We start from the raw sequence: 18,017 nt of genomic DNA, 5'->3' as shown, positions 1-18,017 counted from the left end.
TGTCGCGAACGGTGCGCCAAACCCCTCTGGGAGCCTTTTCCGCATGGACTTCTTTCGCCGCTTCACCGTCCTGATGTGCGCGCCGAACTTCGACCCGGACGATCTCGAGGGCGTGCGCGTCCAGCAGATCATCGGCTCCGTGGAGAAGCTCGGCTTCGAGGTGGTGCGGGCTCGCCGCGTCGAGGATGCGGCCATCGCGGTCCAGACCGATTCGGCCATCGGCTGCATGGTGGTGGACTGGGGCAAGCGCGGCCTCGACGGCAAGGCCGCGGCGCTGATCAACCTGATGCGCAAGCGCGGGCTGGAGATGCCCATCGTCATCATGGTCCGGCGCAAGCGCCTGGAAGACATCCCCGTCGAGGTGCTGGACTTCATCGACGGGTACATCTTCCTCGCCGAGGAGACCCCGGACTACATCGCCCGCGGCCTGGTGAGCCGGGTGAAGCAATATGCCGAGACCCTGAAGACGCCGTTCTTCGGCGCGCTGGTCGACTATGCCGAGCAGGGCAACCAGCTCTGGACCTGCCCGGGCCACAACGGCGGCATCTTCTACAACCGTTCGCCGATCGGGCGGATCTTCGTCGAGCATCTCGGCGAGGCGGTGTTCCGCGACGATCTCGACAACTCGGTGCTCGACCTCGGCGATCTCCTTGTCCACGAGGGGCCGGCCCTGAAGGCCCAGAAGGAAGCGGCCGTCATCTTCGGGGCGGAGAAGACCTACTTCGTCCTCAACGGCACCTCGGCCTCCAACAAGATCGTGCTCTCGGCCCTGGTCGCCGAGGGCGACCTCGTGCTCTTCGACCGCAACAACCACAAGGCCGCGCATCACGGCGCGCTGTTCCTCGGCGGCGCGATTCCCGTCTTCCTCGAGACCGACCGCAACGCCTATGGGCTGATCGGCCCGATGTACCACGAGGCGCTGGACGAGAAGGCGATCCGCGAGAAGATCCGCACCAACCCGCTGATCACCGACAAGGAGGCCTGGCGGCGCGAGCGGCCGTTCCGCGTCGCGGTGGTCGAGCAGTGCACCTACGACGGCACGATCTACAACGCGCAGATGATCCTCGATAAGATCGGGCATCTCTGCGACTACATCCTCTTCGACGAGGCCTGGGCGGGCTTCATGAAGTTCCACCCGCTCTTCGCCGGCCGCTTCGCCATGGGGCTGAAAGGCCTCGACGAGACCTCGCCGGGCATCATCGCCACGCAGTCGACGCACAAGCAGCTGGCGAGCTTCTCGCAGGCCTCGCAGATCCACACCAAGGACAGCCACATCCGCGGCCAGACCCGGCGCATCGAGCACCGGCGCTTCAACGAGACCTTCCTGGTCCACGCCTCGACCTCGCCGTTCTACCCCCTGTTCGCCTCCCTCGACGTGGGCGCGCAGATGATGAAGGGGCGCTCCGGCGTCGTCCTCTGGGACGATACGATCCGCCTCGGCATCGAGTGGCGCAAGAAGGTCCGGGCCATCCGCCGCGAGTTCGAGGAGAAGGAGGGCGATCCCCTGCGGCGCTGGTTTTTCGATCCCTTCGTGCCGGACACGGTCAAGGGGCCGGACGGCAAGGTGCCGTGGGAGAGCCTCTCCACCGACGAGCTTGCCGGCAACGCGAAGTACTGGGAGCTGACCCCGGGGGCGGACTGGCACGGCTTCACCCACGTGGCGCCGGACTACGCCATGACCGACCCCAACAAGCTCACCGTGCTCACCCCGGGCTTCAACCGGCACACGGGCGCGTATGCCGAGCACGGCGTGCCGGCCCCCATCGTGGCTCAGTATCTTCGTGAAAACCGCATCGTCCCGGAGAAGAACGACCTGAACTCGCTCCTCTTCCTGCTGACCCCGGGCGTCGAATCCTCCAAGGCCGGCACGCTGATCTCCGGCCTCGTGGCCTTCAAGCGCCTGCACGACGACAACGTGCCCCTCGAGGAGGCGATGCCCGAATTCGTGCGGCGCCGGCCCAATCGCTACAAGGGCGTACGCCTGCGCGATCTCTGCGCCGACTTCCACGCCTTCCACCGCGAGCACGGCACCAGCACGCTCCAGCGCAAGCAGTTCGAGCCGGGGCACCTGCCCGAGATGGTGATGACGCCCAAGGAGGCGGTGCAGCAGCTCACCCGCAACAACGTCGATTACGTGCCGATCGCGGAAGCCGAGGGGCGCGTGGCGACGACCTTGCTTCTGGTCTACCCGCCGGGCATCGGCACGGTGCTTCCCGGCGAGCGATTGGACGAGCGGGCCAAACCCATGCTGGACTACTTCAAGATGTTCGAGCGCTCCGCGAACCTGTTCCCGGGCTTCGAGGCCGAGATCCAGGGCGTGTTCCGCGACGTGGATCCGGACGGGACGATCCGGTTCCACACCTATGTCATGCGAGAGCCCCGCGTCATGCGCGAGGGGCGCTGATGGCGGGCTCGTCCGAGAGCGATCCCGACCTCGTCATCCGGCCCTCGTCGGATAGCGACGTGCCGGACATGGTGGACATCTACGCCCACCACATCCGGCGCGGCGTCGGCGATGTCGGGGATTTCGAGGCGGATCCGCTCCATCCCGACGATCTGAAGAAGCGGCGCAAGGCCATGCGCAAGAAGCGCCTGCCGCACCTCGTGGCCGACCGCGACGGGATCGTGGCGGGCTACGCCTACGCGGTGCCGTTCCGCAAGCGTCCGGCCTATCGCTACACCCTCAAGCACTCGATCTACGTCCACCACGAGCACCTGCACGCCGGCATCGGCCGGCGCCTGCTGCCGGCCCTGATCGAGGCCTGCGCCGCGGGCGGCTACCGGCAGATGATCGGCTACATCGATGCGCAGAACGAGGCCTCGCTCCGCCTCCACGAGGCCTGCGGCTTCGTTCGCGTCGGGCTCCTGCCGGCGGTGGGCTACAAGTTCGGGCGCTGGAGCGACAGCGTCATGGTCCAGCGCGCCCTCGGGACGGGATCCACGGACCAGCCCGGCACCTGGACCCGCACCGTGGAGGCGGTGGTGGCGGGGCACGACTGGATCGGAAAGTAGCGCGCTGGCGCCGGGGGCGCCCGCGCGGGGATCCGGACGCCTATTGCTGCGCGCGGTTGATCAGCGCCTGCAGCGCCCGGGCCACCGCCTCGCTGACGTTCTTGCGGTACTTGCGGTGGATCAGCTGGCCGTTGTGATAGATGTCGTGCTCCACGTAGAGCTTCTCGCCGTCCCACCGGACGATGTTGTCGGTCTCGGTGGTCTCCTCGACGCCGAGATCCTCGCGAAAGGTAACGCCCCCGGCTTGCGCAAACATGGCTCGTCCCTGGTGATCGAAGCGACTTTCCGGCTTCCTGGAGCCGCATCTTAGGCAGCCGGCGCGTGGCGCGCTACCCGAAACGGGCCTCAGCGCACCGTGACCTGATCCTTGATCCGCTCGTAGACCGCCCGGCTGAGGACGCGCTTCGACAGCAGCTCGCTGACCGAGGCGTAGGGCCGCTTCTGCACGATGGCGCGCCCGATCATGCCGCCGCCCCGGAGGCCGTTCAGCTCGGCGACGGTTCCGGTGTTGAGGTCGACGATCGCGACGCCCCGCGGCCCGGCCGTCTCGGCGGCGTTGTCGATGGCCTCCTCGCCGGCCGATGGACTCGTCGGCCGGGCGGTCGTCCCGAGATCCGGACCGGGAGACGGCAGGGCCGGCGCACTCGGCAGCGGTGACGTGGGCGAAGCGCCATTCGGCGTCGGTGCCGGCAGGGGCGCATTCGGTGCGGGCGCGGGCGTCGGCGGCACGGCGGCTTGTGGCACCGGCGCGGGGGATGGCGCAGCCTGCGGCAGGGGCGCCGGCGACACCGGGGAGACGGGCCGCGTCACGGCCGGCGGCACGGCCGCCTGGGTTCCGGCAGCCCCGGTCTCCGGGGCCGTCCGGCTGATCGGCGCCTCCGGTGTTCCGCCGTCATGCGGACGCAGGATTTGGATGATCCCGGCCAGGACGGCTGCCACCACGATGAGAATGCCGACCCGCAGGACCGCTGAACCGCTGAGCATTGTGAGGGCGGCCTCGCGCCTGTGAAGAGGATGAACGCCTAACATAGGCGATAAAGTGAAGTCTCGCCGCCGGGTCGCCTGTCCTCAAGAGCTTGAAGACTTCGGCCGGTCCCACGCTGACATCTGCGCGACTGGGTGCGGCGTCTGCGGCATCGACGGGGGTGCCTCTCCCGGTCATGGTCCCGGCCGATGCCCGATCGCCGCTCTCCCCTGACCGCCCTCTCCGCGCGCCTCGGCGCCCTGCGCCACCTGCCGGCCCTGGCGCGCCTCGTCTATGCCGCGAGTCCGCGCCTGCTCGTGGTCAGCCTTGGCCTGCGCCTGGCGCGGGCCAGCCTGCCCGTCGCGATGCTCTACCTCGCCAAGCTCATCCTCGACGCGATCGTGGCCGAGCATGCCCGGCCGCATCCGGGCGGCCTCGGGCCCGAGGCCTGGCTGTCGGATCCGGCCCTGAGGCACCTCGCCGTGCTGGTGGCGGCGGAGTTCGGCCTCGCCATCCTGGCCGACCTCCTCGGGCGGGCCAGCACCCTGGTCGACGGCCTCGTCGCCGATCTCTACGGCACGTCCGCCACCCTGAAGCTGATGCGGCACGCCGCCGAGCTCGACCTGGAGCAGTTCGAGGACAGCGCGCAGCAGGACCGCCTCGAGCGGGCCCGCCGCCAGGTCACCGGACGTTCGAACCTCCTGTTCCAGCTCTTCGGTCAGGGGCAGGATCTCATCACCCTCGTGGCCTTCGCCCTCGGCCTCGTGGCCTTCGCACCCTGGCTCATCCTGCTGCTCGCGGTCGCCCTGGTGCCGGCCTTTCTCAACGAGACCTACTTCAACCGCGAGGGCTATCGGCTGGCCTGGACCCGGACGCCCGAGCGGCGCGAGATCGACTATCTGCGCTTCCTCGGGGCGAGCGTGGAATCCGCCAAGGAGGTCAAGCTGTTCGGGCTGAACGGCTACATCGCCGAGCGCTACCGGGGACTGGCGTCCAAGCTCGTGGCCGACAACCGCGCCCTGGCGCTGCGCCGGGCCGGCTGGGGCGGGGCCTTCGCGGCGCTCGGCACACTGGCCTACTATCTCGCCTACGCCACCATCGTCTGGCGCACCGCCGCCGGCCAGTTCTCCATCGGCGACCTCGCCTTCCTGGCGGGCTCCTTCCAGCGCCTGCGCGGCCTGATCGAGGGGCTGCTCCTCGGCTTCTCGCAGATCGCCTCCCAGGCCCAGTATCTCGACGACCTGTTCTCGTTCTTCGCCGTGGTGCCGGCGATCCGCTCACCCGCGCACCCGGCGCCCCTGCCGCGTCCGATCCGAAGCGGGATCGTCTTCGAGGCGGTCGGCTTCCGCTATCCCGGCACCGACACCTGGGCGGTGCGCGACCTCAGCTTCCACCTCGCGGCCGGAGAGGTGCTGGCCCTGGTCGGGGAGAACGGCGCCGGCAAGACCACCATCGTCAAGCTGCTGACCCGTCTCTACGACCCGACGGAGGGCCGCGTGCTCCTCGATGGCCGGCCCCTCTCCGCCTACGACCTCGACGACCTGCGCGGCCGCATCGGCGTGATCTTCCAGGATTTCGTGCGCTTCAGCTTCACCGCCCACGAGAACGTGGCCGTGGGCCGGATCGAGGCGCGCGACGACACCGAGCGCGTGGCCCGGGCGGCCGGACGCAGCCTCGCCGACGGCGTCATCGGCCGGTTGCCGCTCCAGTACGACCAGCCGCTGGGCAAGCGCTTCGCCGAGGGCGTAGACCTGTCGGGGGGCGAGTGGCAGAAGATCGCCATCGCCCGCGCCTACATGCGCGAGGCCGAGATCCTGATCCTCGACGAGCCCACCGCCGCCCTCGATGCCCGGGCCGAGTTCGAGGTGTTCCAGCGCTTTCGCGAATTGAGCCACGGGCGCACGGCGGTGCTGATCTCGCACCGCTTCTCCACCGTGCGCATGGCGGACCGCATCCTGGTCCTCGCCGGCGGGCGGGTCATCGAGTCGGGCAGTCACGCGGAGCTGCAGGCGCTGGGCGGCCGCTACGCCGAGCTGTTCGAGCTGCAGGCCGCCGGCTATCGTTGAGCCGGCCTAGACGCTGAGGGTGGCGCGATAGGCGGGAGCGAGGCGCAGCCCGAGGGGCAGGGGAGAGCGCGGCGGCGGCGCGCGCACGCACTCGCTGAAATACGCCAGGGTGTCGAAGATCACCGCCTCGGTGAAGGGCTTGGCGATCACGCCGGCGGCCCCCTCGAACCCCTCCGGAAGGTGCTGGGCATTGGCGGTGACGAAGATCAGGATCATCGCGGCCTCGTCCCGCAATGTCCGGACGATGTCGAGGCCGGACGAGCCGCCGCGCAGCTGGAGGTCGACGAAGACGAGGTCCGGCCGAACCTCGCGGGCGACCCCGATCGCCTCCTCGGCGGTCGCCGCGCTGCCGACGACGACGTGGCCGGCATCCTCCACGAGGAATTCCAGCTGCATCAGGATGAGCGCTTCGTCTTCCGCGATCAGGACCCGGAGGGGTTCGCTCACGTGCTGTCCTTGGCGCCCGGGGATTCGCGCGGGAGGCGAATGTCGATCGAAGTTCCGGGATGACCCGGCTGCCAGGCGATACTGGCATTCAGCTGTCGCGCCAAGCTCTCGATCAGGCGCTTGCCGAACGAACGCGTGCCCACGACTTCCTGGGGCATGCCGATGCCGTCGTCAATGATCCGGATGCCGAAGTAACGTCCATCGGGCTGGACCCGGATCGAGAGGCGGCCGGGCCGGTTGTCGGGGAAGGCGTGCTTCAGCGCGTTGGTGATGAGCTCGTTCATCATCAGCGCCACGGGCGGCGCCTTCTCCACCGGGACCTCGACCGGCTCCAGGTCGAGGTGCAGGCTGATCCCGGAGCGGCCGGAGCCGCGCACGAGGTCCGTGGCGAGCTCGCGCGCGAACTCGGCCACATCGAAGCGCTCGACGTCGTGGGACTGGTAGAGGCGCTTGTGCACCGTCCCCAGGGCCTCGACCCGGGTCAGCATCGACTTCATCGCCTCGCGCGCCGTGGGGTCGGAGATGCTCCGGGTCTGCATCGTGAGGAGCGAGGCGACCATCTGGAGATTGTTCTTCACCCGGTGGTCGACCTCGTGCACGAGCATGGTCTTGGCCGCCAGGGCGTCCGACAGCTCGCGCGTCCGCTTGGCGACCTCGCGCTCGAAATGCTCCTTCTCGTTCTGCGTCCGCATCTGCGCGTCGACCCGGTCGGTCACGTCGAGCTGCGAGGCGAAGAAGTAGTGCAGGTCACCGCTCTTGGTGATAACCGGGCTCATGTAGAGGGCATTCCAGAACGGGCTGCCGTCCTTGCGGTAGTTGAGGATGTCGACGGCGATGTCGCGCCTGGCATCCACCGCCTCGCGGAGCTGCTGGATCGCGTTCGGGTCGGTGTCGGGCCCCTGAAGGAAGCGGCAGTTGCGCCCCATGATCTCGCCGCGCTCGTAGCCGGTGAGGCGCAGGAAGGCATCGTTGACGAAGACGATCGGATTGTCGTCGCGGCGCGGGTCCGTGACGATCATGGGCATGCGGGTCGCCCGGATGGCGGCAGCGAAGGGATCGCCCTTGCCGTGCTCGACCATCAGATCGCCCGTCAGGTGCCACGCATCGTCTCGTTCCATCGCCTCTGCCTCCTCCTCGCGCCACCGATCCCTGGGGCTGTCCTGCTCACCCCGTCATCCGTCAGGACCGTCGACGGCACATGCGGGCGGCACGGCCGGTCTGCGTAAGCGCAACCGGTCGGCGAAAGCAGGTTTCGCGAGGGAAACGGGATGTCGGATCATGACCGCGACGGTCAACCGTCACAGTATGGTGCTCCAACGGACGTGTGCGCAGGAAGTTCATTTGATGTCGGGGCGGGCCACGGACGCCCCCGGCGTCCACACGCTTTCGCGAGATCGCGTGAGATCCCGGCATCTGCTGCGCGAATGCCACACCGGTAAGGCGTCGCGAAGCGTAGCCGGAACACGGCAACGGCCAAGCTCGTTTTCCGTGCTAGGGTTGCGCCGGGGTCGGGCTCCGGAATCCAGACTGTGGACTTGGCTGTGGACATGTCGAACATGCGTCGTCTCGGTTGGACCCGGGGGCTCCTGGCCCTGCTCGTCGCGGGCCAGGTCGCGGCCTGTGGCACCACGCCGCGTACGTCCTACACGGCGAGCGAGGCGGCCGCCGCGGTCCTGCCCGGGCTCGATCCGAACGTCCGCGCCTACGCGGATGCCTCGGAGAAGACCTTCACCGAGATGTCGGCGCGCCCCCAGAACAGCAAGGTGCCGTTCGCCTACCTCGCCCTGTCCGGCGGCGGCGGCGACGGGGCCTACGGCGCCGGCCTGCTGAACGGCTGGACCGAGTCCGGCAAGCGCCCCGAATTCTCCCTGGTCTCCGGCGTCTCCACCGGTGCGCTGATCGCGCCCTTCGCCTTCGTCGGGCCGGAATACGACGCCATCCTGAAGGACATCTACACCAGCGGTGTGGCCTCGACCCTGGTCCAGTCGCCGAGCTTCGCCAACGTGCTGTTCGGTTCGGGCCTGTTCGGCGACGGGCGCCTGCGCGACCTCGTGCGGCGCTACGTGACGCCGGACCTCCTGGCGGCGGTCGCCGCCCAGCACGCCAAGGGCCGTCGTCTCCTCGTGGTGACGACGAACCTCGATGCCCAGCGCGCCGTGATCTGGAACATGGGCGCCATCGCCACCAGCGGCGGGCCGGCCGCCCTCGACCTCTTCACCAACGTGCTCACCGCCTCGGCCAGCATCCCGGCGGTGTTCCCGCCGCAGCTCATCGACGTCCAGGCGGCGCAGCGCACCTTCCAGGAGATGCATGTCGACGGTTCGGTGGTGACGCCGGTGTTCACGCTGCCGCAATCGTTCCTGCTGCGCGACGGCCGGTTCAAGGCAGGCGCCAAGTCCGACATCTACGTCATCATCAACGGGCGCCTGGAGCCGGAATTCGACCTGGCCCAGAACAACACGCTCTCCATCGTCGAGCGCTCCTTCACCACCGCGAGCCGCGCCCGCAGCCGCGCCACCCTGGCCGCGACCTACGCGCTCACGCGCAACAACGGCATCGGCTTCAACCTCGCCTATATCGACGAATCCGCGCCCAATGCCTCCACGGCCCGCGGCTTCGACACCGCGTACATGCGCAGCCTGTACGAGACCGGCTACGAGACCGGGCGCACCGGCACGTTCTGGCACAAGAACGTGCCGGTGGCGCCGCTGGTGAAAGCCTCGGTGGTGGCCGCTCAGTAGGCCGGCGCCCCGGCTCGTTTCCCGTCCGGGCACGACCCTGGGCTCGACCCGGGGCGCGTGCGGCGAGGGGGGCGGTTGCGTGCCGTGCCCCTCGCGTCTGATGGTGCGGTGCGGTAGGGTCATGGCCCGCGTCCGGGTCCGTCCGGTGCCCACGCCCCCGACGAGCCCCCGCATGATTCAGATCGAAGACCTCACCTTCAGCGCCTGGGGCCGGCGCTTCTTCGATCGCGCCAGCGTCGCGGTTCCGCCCGGCTCCAAGGTCGGGCTGGTGGGCCGCAACGGCGTCGGCAAGTCGACCCTGTTCAAGATCATCCTCGGCGAGCTGCAGCCCGACGGCGGCGCCATCCTGCTGCCGAAGACCGCCCGCGTCGCTTCGGTCGACCAGGAACACCCCGCGACCCCCGTCAGCCTGATCGACACGATCCTGGCGGCCGACGTGGAGCGCGACGCCCTGAACGCCGAGCTCGAGACCGCCGCGCCCGAGCGCCTGGGCGAGATCTATGCCCGCCTCATCGAGATCGATGCCGACCGGGCCCCGGCCCGAGCCGGCGAGATCCTCTCCGGTCTCGGCTTCTCGGTGGAGGACCTGACCCGGCCGATGGCGGAGTTCTCCGGCGGCTGGCGCATGCGCGTGGCCCTGGCCGCCGCGCTCTTCGCCGAGCCGGACATGCTGCTCCTCGACGAGCCCACCAACTACCTCGACCTCGAGGGCGCCCTCTGGCTGGAGGCGCGGTTGAAGCGCTACCCGCACTCGGCCCTGATCATCAGCCACGACCGCGAGCTCCTGAACAACTCGGTGGACGCGATCCTGCACGTGGCCGGCGGCAAGCTCGAACTCTACACGGGCGGCTACGACGACTTCGAGAAGCGCCGGGCCGAGAAGGCCCGCCTCCAGGCCTCGACCAAGCAGAAGCAGGAAGCCGAGCGCGCGCACCTGCAGAGCTTCATCGACCGCTTCAAGGCCAAGGCCTCGAAGGCGGCCCAGGCGCAGTCCCGCGTCAAGCGCCTCGCCAAGTTGGAGCCGATCGCCACCACCATTGAGGAGCACGTGGCGCCGTTTCACCTGCCCTCGCCGAAGCGGCCGCTGGCCCCGCCCCTGATGCACCTCACCGACGCCACCATCGCGTATGGCGACGACGCGCCGGTGCTGCGGGACCTCAACCTGACCCTCGACGTCGACGACCGCATCGGATTGCTGGGCGTCAACGGCGCGGGCAAGTCGACCTTCGCCAAGATGGCGGCGGGCGCCCTCACGGTGCGCGACGGGCGCATGGTGCGGGAAGGGCGCGTGCAGGTCGGCTGGTTCCACCAGCACCAGATCGAGGCTCTCGACCCGAAGGACACGCCGCTGGCGATCATCCGGCGCGAGCGTCCGGACGACAGCGAGTCGGCGCGGCGCGCCAAGCTCGCGAGCTTCGGCCTGGCCTTCGACAAGCAGGAGACGACGGTGGATGCGCTCTCGGGCGGCGAGCGGGCGCGGCTGCTGCTCAATCTGGTCGCGATGCAGGCGCCGCACCTGCTCATCCTCGACGAGCCGACCAACCACCTCGACATCGACAGCCGGAGGGCACTCCTCGACGCGCTGAACGATTACGGTGGGGCGGTCATTCTCATCACCCACGACCGCTCGCTGATGGAGCTGGTGGCGGATCGCCTGTGGCTGGCGGCCGACAACACGGTCAAGCCCTTCGCGGGCGACATGGACGACTACGCGAAGTTCGTGCTCGACCGGACCCGCGCCGGCCAGCGTGCGCCCGGCCAGGGACGCGAGAAGAAGGCCAAGCGCCGGGCAGCCTGAGCCGCGCCGGGATTCTGGAGCCGGGCGGCCGAAGCCGCCCGGAGGGAAACCTTACTTCCGCAGGATCTTGGTCACGAGGCGACCGAGCGGCGTGCCGGAATCGTAGTTGCGGTCGTCGCGGACCACGGGACGGTCCTCGTTGCCGAGGAGCTTGGTGACGATGCGTCCGATCAGGCTCATGGGTGGACCCTCTTGATGTGTGGGGCGCCGGGCGAGCCAGGCTCGCGAAATGGCGCAGCTTGCCCTTCAACCCGCAGGGTGCGGTCCCCGTTCCCTCGGATCGTCGCCGGCTCACCAGGCCGTATCAAGCCTGTCATGATGCCGTGATCTAAGCGCGGCCGGCATTTCGGCGGAGACGGGGCTTCCACATGGACGGCGGGCAGCGGGCAGCGGAGGTCGAGGCGATCCGCCGGGAGGTCGCCGACGATTTCGACGAGGAACTCGAACTCGAGATGGAGGACGAGCGCCTGGAGCGCCTGGCCGACGAGCTCGGACAGCCCGCCCGTCCGCCCGGCCTCGACCGCAAGGTTTATTTCCGCGAGCTGTTCCGCCTGCAGCACGAGCTGGTGCGCCTGCAGGACTGGGTCCAGGCTCAGAAGCTGCGCGTCGTCGTGATCTTCGAGGGCCGCGACTCCGCCGGCAAGGGCGGGGTGATCAAGCGCATCACCCAGCGGCTCAACCCGCGCGTCTGCCGCGTCGCGGCGCTGCCCGCCCCGAGCGAGCGCGAGCGCACGCAATGGTACTTCCAACGCTACGTCTCGCACCTGCCGGCCGCCGGCGAGATCGTGCTGTTCGACCGGTCCTGGTACAACCGCGCCGGCGTCGAGCGCGTGATGGGCTTCTGCTCGCCCGACGAGGTGGAGGAGTTCTTCCGCTCCGTGCCCGAGTTCGAGCGCATGCTGACCCGCTCGGGCATCCTCGTGCTGAAATACTGGTTCTCGATCACCGACGAGGAGCAGGAATTCCGCTTCAACATGCGCATCCACGATCCGCTGAAGCAGTGGAAGCTCTCGCCGATGGACGTGCAGTCCCGCCGCCGGTGGGAGGACTACACCAAGGCCAAGGAGGACATGCTCGCCCGGACGCACATCCCCGAGGCGCCGTGGTGGGTGGTCGAGGCCGTCGACAAGAAGCGCGCCCGGCTCAACTGCATCAGCCACCTCCTGGCGCAGATCCCCTACGGCGACGTCGCGCATCCGCCGGTGCACCTGCCGGACCGCGAGCGTCACGCGGACTACATCCGCCACCCGGTGCCGGACGCGATGTTCGTGCCGTCCGTGTTCTGAGGCGGGGCGGGGCGGGGCGCCGGCCGCTTGCTCCGGCCGGCCCCGATGGGCGAGAGGGAGGATCACGCATCCGCGCCCGGCGCCCAGGGACCCTGCATGACCACGTCCGACGCGACTCATACCGACGAGCTTCTCTTCACGGTCGAGGGCGGCATCGCGCGGCTCACCCTCAACCGGCCGCAGGCGCGCAACGCGCTCACCTTCGGGATGTACCAGGGCCTGATCGACGCCTGCGCGCGCATTGAGGCGGAGGGGCGTGTCAAGGCGCTGGTCATCGCGGGGGCGGGCGAGAAGGCTTTCGCGGCCGGCACCGACATCGCCCAATTCCGGAGCTTCACGAGCGCGCAGGACGCGATCGACTACGAGCGCTTCATGGACCGGGTCATGGGTGCACTCGAGCGCCTGTCCGTGCCCACCATCGCGGCGATCGCCGGCGCCTGCACGGGCGGAGGTGCGGCCATCGCGGCGGCCTGCGACCTGCGCCTGGCCACCCGCGATGCCCGCCTGGGCTTTCCCATCGCCCGCACCCTGGGCAACTGCCTCTCCCTCGGCAACCTGCGCCGCCTCTCGGCCCTGATCGGCCCGGCGCGGGTCAAGGACATGATCTTCACCGCCCGCCTCGTCGGGGCCGAGGAGGCCCTGGCCATCGGGCTCGTCGGCGAGGTCGTGACGGATGCGGAGGCCCTGGCGGCCCGCGCCACGGAACTCGCGACCCTGGTGGCCGGTCACGCGCCGCTCACCCTGCGGGCGACCAAGGAGGGCCTGCGCCGCCTCCGGGACACGGACGATGCGGGCCAAGACCATCTCGGCCAAGACCATTCCGGCCAAGACCGTCCCGGCGACGACCTGATCCGCCTCTGCTACACCAGCGCGGATCTTCGCGAGGGCATGGAGGCGTTCCTCGCCAAGCGCCCGCCGGCCTGGACGGGCCGGTAGGGCCTAGTCCAGCCCCGCCACCTTGATGGCGTCGCCCTCGAGCCGGACCTGGGCCGGCAGACCGCGCTGGACCGGTCCGAGGTCGTCGGCGGTGCGGTAGAGCCCGTCGATGGCGATGAGTTCCGGCTCGAACCGGCGGCAGGTGATGCGGGCCTCCGGGTTGCCGGCCGCTCCCGCGATCGCCCGGCCGCGCAGGGCGCCGTAGACGTGGAGCGAGCCGCCCGCGATCACCTCGGCCCCGGAGGCCACCGAGCCCATCACGGTGATGTCGCCCTCCAGGTGCAGGATCGTCTGGCCGGAGCGGACGGGCGCATCGAGGATCAGCGAGCGGAACGGGGCCGGCGCCGACGGCACCACGGGCGTATCCGGCGCGGCGTCCGCCGAGGCCTCCGGGGTCGGAACCGCATCGACCGGGCGCCCGCCCGCCGGGGGCGGTGGCAGACCGGCCCCGAGCTGGCCCGGGTCGGCCCCTTCGATGCCCATCACGGCGATGTCGCGGGCGGCGAGGTCGGCCACCAGGGCGACGAGGGCCTCCCGCTCGAGCCCGAGCCCGGCCACGTCGAGGATGACGGGGCGACCCACGAAGAAGGCCGGCGAGCGCCGGGCCAGGGCGTCGAGTTCGCCGAGCCAGTCCGAGACGGGCAGCACCGGGGCGAGCACCAGGGCCATGAAGGAGCGGCCGCGGAAGCGGATCGGGGGACGGGGGGAGCTTGCGGTCACGATCGGGTGTCTTGTTCTCGGGCGATGTTCGCGGGAAGCGGGCGCTGGCCGTCACCTTATCCTAACCTGCGTCCCGGCGGCACAGGGCGCGACCTGCGGCCCGTCAACACGAATTCCGTCGGGCCATCGCTGGGCCGCACCGGCGCACCGGTATGCGGAGCGCGACGGTGTCGCCGGCGGGACGCAGCATCCGAAAGTCGAATTGGAATGATTCCATAACATAGGGTTTGCGAGCCCAAGACCAGGATCGCTATAGCGGGGGTGATCCTCACGCATTGGGGGATCGGTCGGCGTTTTGTCCCGGCCGGGATTGCCGATCCTGCCTGCCTTTGCGGGGCCTGCCTCCGCACCTGTCTCGCCCCTGCGCGTCTCGAAGGTGTTGCCTGTGACGGATATTTCCGGTCCCCTCGACAGGGCCCGCTCGCGAAGTGGCTGGCGCTACCGCTCCGCGGTGGCGGCACGCGTGGGCCTGGCGGCCTTCGGCGGCTACGCCCTGGCCGGGCTCGCGACGGCCTTCCTGTCGCTGACCCTGCCGATGGTGCGCTCCGAGGCGGTGGCCACCGCGACCCTGATCAGCTTCGCCATCCTGGCCGGCGCCGTGATCTGGGTCTTTGCCGCCCGCACCCTGCTGCGCGCCGCCCTGGGCCTCGGGCTTCCGATCGCGCTGGTGGGCCTCGGGCTCTGGCTGGCCCTCGACGGTGTCGCGATGGGACCGCCCGCATGAGACAGGGATTTCGCCAGTCGATGGCCTGGCTCCACACCTGGGCCGGGCTCGTCACCGGGTGGGTGATGTTCGCCGTGTTCGTCACCGGCACGGCCACCTACTACCGCGCCGACCTTTCGCTCTGGATGCGCCCGGAGCTGCGGGCCGGCCCCAACGATGCGATTCCGGCCGCCGAGCGCGGCATTGCCTACCTGAAGGCCCACGCGCCGAAGGCCATGGCCTGGTACGTCTCCGCGCCGCAGCCGGACCGGCCGGTGATCGCCGTCTACTGGATGGACAGCCTGGAGGCCCCCCTCGGGCAGGCCATGCTCGACGTCGAGACCGGCGCGCCCACCAAGGCGCGCGACACCCAGGGCGGCGACTTCTTCTACCGCTTTCACTACGAGCTCCAGATGATGCCGGCTCTCGGCCGCTGGATCGTCGGCGCCGCCGCGATGATCCTGCTCATCGCCCTGATCTCCGGCATCGTCACGCATCGGCGCATCTTCGCCGACTTCTTCACCTTCCGGCGGGACAGGTCGGCCCAGCGCGGCTGGCTCGATGCCCACAACGTCACGGGCGTCCTCGCCCTGCCGTTCCACCTGATGATCACCTATACGGGGATCGTGACCCTCGGCGTGATGTACATGCCCTGGGGCGTGACGGCCGCTTACAAGGGCGACGACCTGCGCTTCTACGTCGAAGCGGCTCAGACCACGACCTGGCGCCCGGCCGCGGGCCGGCCCGGCGAGGCCGTGCCGCTGGCGCCCCTGCTGGCCCGGGCCCAGGGTGAGATCTCGGAACCTCTCGAGATGGTCATCGTCAACAATCCGGGCGACGCCAACGCCACCGTGGTCGCCGTCTTCGAGGAGCCCCACGGCCTCGCCCATCAGCATCCGCAGATCGCCTTCGATGCCGCGTCCGGGAGCGTCGTCGAGCGGGTCGAGCCGTTGAAGCCGGCTGCCCGCGTCTTCACCAGCTTCATGGGCCTGCACGAGGCGCATTTCGCCAGCACGGCCCTGCGGGCGCTGTTCTTCCTCTGCGGCCTGCTCGGCGCGGCCACCATCGCCACGGGTCTCGTCCTCTGGACCGTCGCCCGGGCGCCGAAGACGGGCGAGGCGCCGGGCTTCGGTCTGCGCCTGGTGCGCGGCCTCAACATCGGGACGATCCTCGGCCTGCCCATCGGCATGGCGGCGTTCTTCCTCGGCAACCGGCTGCTGCCCGTCGACCTCGCCCATCGGGCGACCTGGGAGGGAGGCGTGTTCTTCGGCGCCTGGGCGCTGGCCGCCGTCGTATCCCTGCTTCGGCCGCACCGCAGGGCCTGGACCGAGCTGGGCCTCGCCGCAGGCCTCCTGTTCGGCGCCGTCCCGGTGGTCGGCGCGCTGACCACGGATCGCGGCCTCGACTTCCTGGCCTTCGACGCCGCCATGCTGGGGCTGGGCCTCGCCCTCGCCCTCGGGGCGCGCAAGGTGTCCCACTACGAGGCGCGCCGGCAAGCCGCGAAGGCCGCGCGCCCCGGCCCGGCCCGGGTGCCCGAAGGTCTCGTCGAAGCATGACGCCGCTCTCCATCGCCCTCAACCTCGCCCTGAGCTTCGCCGGGCTGGCGGCCCTCTGCCTCGCCATGGACCGCCACCATCGGGCCATCGCCGGGCGCGGCCAGACGCGGGCCCGCGCCCGGGCGCTGCGCCTCGCCGGCTGGGCCGCCCTCGCCGCCTCCTTCGCGGCTGCCGTGGTCACCTCGGACTGGAATTTCGGCCCGGTGCAGTGGATCGGCTCGCTGACCGGCGCGGCTCTCCTGGTGGTCGGGCTGGTGTCCTACCGCCCGGCCTGGATCCGCCCGGCGGCCCTCCTCGCCCTGCCCCTGGCGCTGGCGGCGGCGCTGCTCGCCTGAACCGGCCGACATCGCTATCCTGGCCGCGTCCCTCGCCAACGCCGGAGCGCCGATGCCCCTCGATCCCGCCCTCGCCGACCGCATCGCCGAGGCCGTCGCGGCGGGCTTTCCCGAGCAGGTCGCCCACACCCAGGCCCTGGTGCGGTTCGGGTCGACCCGGGGGGCCGAGCACGCGATCCAGGACTTCGTCTTCCGGGCCTTCCGGGCCCGCGGTTATGCCCTCGACCGCTTCACCATGGACGGGGCCGCCCTGGCCGCCCATCCGGGCGGGGCGGCGATGTCGGAGACGCATTCGCAGGCGCCCCTCGTCGTCGGCATCCATCGGCCGCGGGCCGAGACGGGGCGCTCGCTGATCCTCCAGGCCCATGTCGACGTGGTGCCGCCCGGCCCCGCGGACCTCTGGACCCACCCACCCTTCGAGCCGGTCGTCGACGGCGACTGGATGTACGGACGGGGCGCCGCCGACATGAAGGCGGGCCACGCCGCCAACCTGTTCGCCCTCGACGCGCTGGCCCGGATCGGGCTTCAGCCCGCGGCCACCGTCACCCTGCAATCCGTGGTCGAGGAGGAATCCACCGGCAACGGCGCCCTGATGACCCACCTGCGCGGATACCGCGCCGATGCCGTGCTGATCCCCGAGCCCGAGGACGAGAAGCTCGTGCGCGCCAATGTCGGCGTGCTGTGGTTCACCGTCGAGGTCCGCGGCCGTCCGGTCCATGTCCGCGAGATGGGGGCCGGCGCCAACGCCATCGACGCCACCTACCGGGTGATCGGCGCCCTGCGGGCCCTCGAGGCGCGCTGGAACGCCGAGAAGGCGGCCCATCCCCACTTCGCCGACCAGCCCGACGCCATCAACCTCAATGTCGGTCGGATCGAGGGCGGCGACTGGGCCTCCTCGGTGCCGGCCTGGTGCCGGATCGACTGCCGCATCGCCCTCTATCCCGGCGTCTCGGCCGGGGAGGCCGCCCGCGCGGTGGAGCAGGCCATCGGCGATTTCGCCCGGGACGACGCCTTCCTGTCGAACACCCCGCCCCGCGTCAGCTTCAACGGCTTCTACTCCGAGGGCTACGCCCTGGCGGAGGGATCGGAGGCCGAGGCGGTGCTCGGCCGGGCGCACCGGACCGCAACCGGCGCGGAGCTGCAGAGCTTCATGTCGCCGAGCTATCTCGATACGCGGGTCTACGCCCTCTACGACCAGGTGCCGGCTCTCTGCTACGGCCCGGTCAGCCAGAACATCCACGGCTTCGACGAGCGCGTCAGTCTCGCCTCCGTGCAGCGGATCACCACCGCGATGGCGCTGTTCATCGCCGAGTGGTGCGGGACGGAGGCCCGGGAGGCCCGCTGACGCGGGGCCGTCCGCGGAAATGTGAGGACCGGCGGTGTGGATGGCACCCCGGTGAAGCCTTGTCGAACCGCGGGGCTACGCTAACCCTCTCCACCGTGACACATCCGC

Annotated in this window: 17 protein-coding genes; 11 read left to right on the top strand and 6 right to left on the bottom strand. The window is 70.3% G+C overall.

Going from position 1 to position 18,017, the window contains the following annotated elements:
• Positions 1-43 precede the first annotated feature (43 nt).
• Entirely contained in the window at positions 44-2,404 is a 2,361-nt protein-coding gene (locus AC0IY1_RS18225) for an Orn/Lys/Arg family decarboxylase (RefSeq protein ID WP_103710528.1), read from the top strand.
• Complete coding sequence (locus AC0IY1_RS18220) at positions 2,404-3,012, top strand: GNAT family N-acetyltransferase (RefSeq protein WP_055945844.1); 609 nt, start codon at positions 2,404-2,406, stop codon at positions 3,010-3,012. Before AC0IY1_RS18225 ends, AC0IY1_RS18220 begins: the two co-directional genes overlap by 1 nt.
• Before the next feature lie 40 nt (positions 3,013-3,052).
• Here the strand turns inward: AC0IY1_RS18220 and AC0IY1_RS18215 are convergent, their stop codons facing one another.
• Positions 3,053-3,268: a hypothetical protein gene (locus AC0IY1_RS18215; protein ID WP_471771371.1), complete on the bottom strand. Its 216-nt coding sequence runs from the start codon at positions 3,266-3,268 to the stop codon at positions 3,053-3,055.
• Positions 3,269-3,357: 89 nt separating this feature from the next.
• The gene (locus AC0IY1_RS18210; RefSeq protein WP_471771368.1) at positions 3,358-3,996 is read right to left on the bottom strand and encodes a helix-hairpin-helix domain-containing protein; all 639 of its coding nucleotides are present in this window, start codon (positions 3,994-3,996) and stop codon (positions 3,358-3,360) included.
• Between the two features lie 189 nt (positions 3,997-4,185).
• On the opposite strand from AC0IY1_RS18210, the gene AC0IY1_RS18205 reads away from it, so the two are divergent.
• Positions 4,186-6,042 carry an ABC transporter ATP-binding protein gene (locus AC0IY1_RS18205; protein WP_471771365.1) on the top strand — a complete coding sequence of 619 codons (1,857 nt, stop codon included), beginning with the start codon at positions 4,186-4,188 and terminating at the stop codon, positions 6,040-6,042.
• 6 nt (positions 6,043-6,048) lie between these two features.
• On the opposite strand, the gene AC0IY1_RS18200 is transcribed toward AC0IY1_RS18205, so the two are convergent.
• Both AC0IY1_RS18200 and AC0IY1_RS18195 read right to left on the bottom strand, forming a co-directional pair.
• Positions 6,049-6,489: a response regulator gene (locus AC0IY1_RS18200; protein WP_103710531.1), complete on the bottom strand. Its 441-nt coding sequence runs from the start codon at positions 6,487-6,489 to the stop codon at positions 6,049-6,051.
• A complete protein-coding gene (locus AC0IY1_RS18195; RefSeq protein WP_055945833.1) occupies positions 6,486-7,607 on the bottom strand; it encodes a histidine kinase dimerization/phosphoacceptor domain -containing protein in 1,122 nt (373 codons plus the stop codon). The genes AC0IY1_RS18200 and AC0IY1_RS18195 overlap by 4 nt, the downstream gene beginning before the upstream one ends.
• 429 nt (positions 7,608-8,036) lie before the next feature.
• Here AC0IY1_RS18195 and AC0IY1_RS18190 point away from each other — a divergent pair, with 429 nt between their 5' ends.
• Both AC0IY1_RS18190 and AC0IY1_RS18185 read left to right on the top strand, forming a co-directional pair.
• Complete coding sequence (locus tag AC0IY1_RS18190; protein ID WP_055945831.1) at positions 8,037-9,230, top strand: patatin-like phospholipase family protein; 1,194 nt, start codon at positions 8,037-8,039, stop codon at positions 9,228-9,230.
• A gap of 172 nt (positions 9,231-9,402) precedes the next feature.
• Positions 9,403-11,028 (top strand): ABC-F family ATP-binding cassette domain-containing protein, encoded by a 1,626-nt coding sequence (locus tag AC0IY1_RS18185; protein WP_055945827.1) that lies wholly within the window; start codon positions 9,403-9,405, stop codon positions 11,026-11,028.
• 51 nt (positions 11,029-11,079) lie between these two features.
• Here the strand turns inward: AC0IY1_RS18185 and AC0IY1_RS18180 are convergent, their stop codons facing one another.
• Positions 11,080-11,208, bottom strand: a complete 129-nt coding sequence (locus AC0IY1_RS18180; protein WP_055945825.1) for a hypothetical protein — start codon at positions 11,206-11,208, stop codon at positions 11,080-11,082.
• A gap of 188 nt (positions 11,209-11,396) precedes the next feature.
• Between AC0IY1_RS18180 and ppk2 the strand changes: the two genes are divergently transcribed.
• Both ppk2 and AC0IY1_RS18170 read left to right on the top strand, forming a co-directional pair.
• The gene (gene ppk2, locus AC0IY1_RS18175; protein ID WP_055945821.1) at positions 11,397-12,314 is read left to right on the top strand and encodes a polyphosphate kinase 2; all 918 of its coding nucleotides are present in this window, start codon (positions 11,397-11,399) and stop codon (positions 12,312-12,314) included.
• Positions 12,315-12,410: 96 nt separating this feature from the next.
• Positions 12,411-13,250, top strand: coding sequence for an enoyl-CoA hydratase/isomerase family protein (locus tag AC0IY1_RS18170; protein ID WP_471771360.1), 840 nt, complete (start codon positions 12,411-12,413; stop codon positions 13,248-13,250).
• A gap of 3 nt (positions 13,251-13,253) precedes the next feature.
• Here AC0IY1_RS18170 and minC read toward each other — a convergent pair whose 3' ends face one another.
• Positions 13,254-13,919 (bottom strand): septum site-determining protein MinC, encoded by a 666-nt coding sequence (gene minC, locus AC0IY1_RS18165; protein ID WP_471771435.1) that lies wholly within the window; start codon positions 13,917-13,919, stop codon positions 13,254-13,256.
• A gap of 436 nt (positions 13,920-14,355) precedes the next feature.
• Between minC and AC0IY1_RS18160 the strand changes: the two genes are divergently transcribed.
• The 4 genes from AC0IY1_RS18160 to AC0IY1_RS18145 are packed head-to-tail and all read left to right on the top strand — an operon-like array spanning position 14,356 to position 17,909.
• Positions 14,356-14,694, top strand: a complete 339-nt coding sequence (locus AC0IY1_RS18160) for an iron transporter (protein WP_471771358.1) — start codon at positions 14,356-14,358, stop codon at positions 14,692-14,694.
• Positions 14,691-16,229, top strand: coding sequence for a PepSY-associated TM helix domain-containing protein (locus tag AC0IY1_RS18155; protein ID WP_055945808.1), 1,539 nt, complete (start codon positions 14,691-14,693; stop codon positions 16,227-16,229). The genes AC0IY1_RS18160 and AC0IY1_RS18155 overlap by 4 nt, the downstream gene beginning before the upstream one ends.
• Positions 16,226-16,564 (top strand): DUF3325 domain-containing protein, encoded by a 339-nt coding sequence (locus AC0IY1_RS18150; RefSeq protein WP_055945805.1) that lies wholly within the window; start codon positions 16,226-16,228, stop codon positions 16,562-16,564. Before AC0IY1_RS18155 ends, AC0IY1_RS18150 begins: the two co-directional genes overlap by 4 nt.
• 52 nt (positions 16,565-16,616) lie before the next feature.
• A complete protein-coding gene (locus AC0IY1_RS18145) occupies positions 16,617-17,909 on the top strand; it encodes an ArgE/DapE family deacylase (RefSeq protein WP_471771355.1) in 1,293 nt (430 codons plus the stop codon).
• The last annotated feature ends 108 nt before the right edge of the window (positions 17,910-18,017 follow it).

The sequence above is a fragment of the Methylobacterium sp. AC690 genome (assembly GCF_979256535.1).
This window is presented reverse-complemented; position numbering and strand designations above follow the sequence as displayed.